Source organism: Pantoea sp. R102, assembly GCF_004916815.1.
Classification (GTDB): domain Bacteria; phylum Pseudomonadota; class Gammaproteobacteria; order Enterobacterales; family Enterobacteriaceae; genus Pantoea; species Pantoea dispersa.
The window spans coordinates 1-3339 of record NZ_SDFT01000274.1; the positions used below are offsets into that span (position 1 = coordinate 1).

Annotated in this window: 6 protein-coding genes; all 6 read right to left on the reverse strand. The window is 62.4% G+C overall.

The window, feature by feature from the left end:
- On the reverse strand, positions 1–1210 hold a 1210-nt coding region (locus ERD80_RS21565; protein ID WP_211145609.1), incomplete at its 3' end, for an AMP-binding protein.
- Positions 1207–1767, reverse strand: coding sequence for a hypothetical protein (locus ERD80_RS21570; RefSeq protein WP_021508261.1), 561 nt, complete (start codon positions 1765–1767; stop codon positions 1207–1209). The genes ERD80_RS21565 and ERD80_RS21570, both read right to left, overlap by 4 nt.
- Before the next feature lie 8 nt (positions 1768–1775).
- Positions 1776–2027, reverse strand: a complete 252-nt coding sequence (locus ERD80_RS21575; RefSeq protein WP_021508262.1) for an acyl carrier protein — start codon at positions 2025–2027, stop codon at positions 1776–1778.
- 11 nt (positions 2028–2038) lie between these two features.
- Positions 2039–2296: a phosphopantetheine-binding protein gene (locus tag ERD80_RS21580; RefSeq protein ID WP_021508263.1), complete on the reverse strand. Its 258-nt coding sequence runs from the start codon at positions 2294–2296 to the stop codon at positions 2039–2041.
- 3 nt (positions 2297–2299) lie between these two features.
- On the reverse strand, positions 2300–3100 hold the full coding sequence (locus ERD80_RS21585; protein ID WP_021508264.1) for a lysophospholipid acyltransferase family protein: 801 nt from the start codon (positions 3098–3100) through the stop codon (positions 2300–2302).
- Positions 3090–3287: a beta-ketoacyl synthase chain length factor gene (locus tag ERD80_RS21590; RefSeq protein WP_348769909.1), complete on the reverse strand. Its 198-nt coding sequence runs from the start codon at positions 3285–3287 to the stop codon at positions 3090–3092. The genes ERD80_RS21585 and ERD80_RS21590 overlap by 11 nt, the downstream gene beginning before the upstream one ends.
- Positions 3288–3339: the final 52 nt, after the last annotated feature.

Consider the following 3339-nt stretch of genomic DNA (forward strand, 5'->3'; position numbering starts at 1 on the left):
GTTGCAGCGCGCGTTTCCATTGTTGTTTACGCTGGTGCAGCGTGGCGGCGTCTGGCAGCTGCGGCAGCGCCAGCACCACCGCGATGGCATGGCGGCCGTGACGCTGAATCGCCAGCGCGGCGGCATCTTCCACTCCAGGCAGCGCCAGCAGGCGACGCTCTACTTCGCTCAGCGACACGCGCTTGTCTTCAATTTTCACCACCCGATCCTGGCGCCCTGCCAGCTGAAACCGGCCCGACGGCTGCTGCACGATACGGTCGTCCAGCGCACAGCCCGCGCGGCTCTCCAGCAGATCGGAGAAGACCTGCCAGCGCTGCGGCGCGATCTCGCGCAGCGAGACGTGGGGGAAGCACTGCCACAGCGCAGCGTCATCGCTGGCCCGGCGCCACGCGATCACCCCGGTTTCGGTACTGCCGTAAATTTCATCCACCGCGCAGTCCAGCGTTTGCTGCGCGCGTTGCGCATCCGCGCCCGGCAGCGCGCCGCCCGCGGAGACAATCAGTGCACAAGGCGGCGCCACCAGCGCCGTGTCCAGCCGGCGCAAAAACGCCGGACTGCTGATAAAGGCGTAGCGGCGATCGGCACGCTGATCCGCCAGTTGCTCACCATAAAAAATTTGCTGCGCGGCGAACGGCAGGCCGAGCGCCATCGGCAGAATAATGCGAAAACTCAGGCCATACAGATGCTGATGGCTTACCGAGGCAATGACGTGACACCCCTGCAGACGCGTGCCCCACAGATCGGCCAGCCACTGAGCTTCCAGATCCATAGCGCGCAGTGATTTGACCACGCAACGCGGCGTTCCGGTTGAGCCGGAGGTGAACAGCACCAGACTCGCCTGCGCCGCTATATCTGGCAGGGCGCCCTGCGCCAGCGCGCCGTCCCAGCGTAGCTGTGGCAGGGTGACCGCCAGCGGCATATCGCTGATCACGCCATCAAGACTGTCGTGCATCTCTTCCAGCTGCGCTGCGCGGCAGTGGCCGGGGATGACCGGCGTTTTGCCGGCGTACCAGCTCGCCAGCAGCGCCACGGTAAAGTGGTAACTGTTGTCAAAGCACAGCGCCCAGCGTGCGCCAGGCTGCGCCTGTAGCTGATGGGTTAAGCCCAGCACCTGCTGCCGCATCTGCGCCAGCGTATGCTGCTGTTGCCCCTGCCAGGCGACGAGACGATCGGCGCCGTGCAGCCAGTCGCGAATCGCCACGGCCTTCATGCGTGTTTCCTCATGCGCTGACGCAGCAGCCATTCGCCGCCCATCAGCGCGCCCATCAGCACATAGCTGATGCACCCGTTCCAGAGTGTCCATAGCCGGATATGACTCAGCAGGCAGGTAGTCAGGGCCACGCTGCCGTTGAAAATAAAAAACCCGCACCACACCTGTGTCACGCGTCGGGTATAACGAACGGCACGCGGCGGCAACTGAGGTTCACGCAGGCGCGCCAGGCGCTCTACCAGCGGCATCGGGCTGAACAGCGACGCGGCGAACAGCAGAAGCAACAGGCCATTCACCACCACCGGATACCACAGCAGCAGATGCTGCGCCCGCAACACGATACTGGCGAGAGACAGCAGGCAGCCGATCAGCGCCAGCAGCAGCAGCGTGCGGTTCAGCGCGCCCTGCGCCTGACGCAGACTCCAGATGCGCGCCGCAAACACCAGCGCCAGCAGCACCAGCACGCCGCGCCACTGCGGGTGAGTCAGCGCCAGCCATACCAGCAATGGCCAGGCGATCAGCGCCAGCGCGTTCAGCAGCTGCAACAGCCTGTGCATGGCGTTTATCAGGCCTGGTCGCGCATCAGCTGGTCGACGGCGTCAACCACGTCCTGTACGGTGCGCACCGCGCGGAAGGCTTCTGGCTTGATCTTACGCCCGGTGCGTTTTTGCAGATGCACCACCATGTCAACCGCATCAATACTGTCGAGTTCGAGATCTTCATACAGGCGAGCGTCCGGGCGGATCTCGTCCGGATCAATTTCGAACAGCGTAGTCAGCAGCGTCGCCACTTCCTGGTAAATATCTTGTTTATTCATGTCGACGGTTCTCAGGCTTGCTGTTGTTCAACAAAAGCGGCCAGCGTGGCCACGGAAAAAAAGTGCGCCCGCAGCGTTTCGCTCTCGGCGGAGAGCTGCACGCCGAAGCGGTTTTTCACCGCCAGTCCCAGCTCCAGCGCATCGATCGAGTCGAGCCCCAGCCCTTCGCCAAACAGCGGTGCGTCGCTATCGATATCATCCGGACTGATATCTTCCAGATTCAGCGTGTCGATAATCATGGTTTTAATGTCGTCAATCAGTGCTTGCATAACTTACTTTGTCTCTTCAGGCACCAGCGCCTGTTGCAGATAACGCGTCAAACGGCGCGCGGCCAGCGGCTGCGCATCCTCATCCGCTTCGTGAAAGGCGTGGCTGGCAATACGCGATTGTACGCGTACCGTAAAAACCGGTTTAACCAGCGGAATCTGATACCAGCGGCTTTGCTTGTCGAGCATACGCTGGGTACAGGTGATATGAATCACGCGCAGATCGCATCCGGCGCGCACCGCAATATTTGCCGCACCGCGCTGCAGTTGCAGCGGCTGGCCGTAGCGGGTGCGCGTCCCTTCGGGGAAAATCAGAATGGTATCGCCGCGTGCCAGCCGCTGCTGGCTATCCGGCAGTAGCGTCTCCGCCTCGCTGTTGATCAGGTAATCGGCTGATTTAATAACGCCGCGGAAGAAAATGTTGTGCTGCAGGTCGGCCTTCACCAGGCAATCCATCTCGGGTAACAGCGAGGCGATCATCACGTAATCGATCAGCGACGGATGGTTGGCGACAATCAGGCAGCCGCGGTCCTGACGCAGCGCTTCTGCACCCAGCATCTGATAGTCATACACGCCGACAAAACGGCAGAAGCGCAGAAAGCAGCGAAAGCTCCACGCAATGCTGCGGCGCGCGATCTGCCGCCGGCGCAGACCGTCACGCTGAATCAGCAGCAGCAGGTTGAACCAGATCAGCGACAGCAACAGACCGCCAATGCTGAACAGGCTAAAGCAAAGCGCGGTCATCACCAGCCGCCAGTAATAGTTGCCACCGCGCCGCTGGCGCATCGGCATAGCGTTATCCGCCATGAGCACGCTCCCAGCGCCACTGATGACGCTCGCCGGCCAGGGTGAAATCCGCCGTTTCGCTCAGCATCGCATGCAGAAACTGCAGGCTCTGCGGCAGCGCATCGGGCTGAGAGCGGGCGGCGGTCGCCGTACAGCGCCACGCTTCGCCGGCGCGCAGCAGCAGCGCAACCGCGATCCGCAGCTGCAGGTGGTGTCGAATAAAGCGGTGACGCTGAAAGACCAGCCGGCACAGCAGCTGG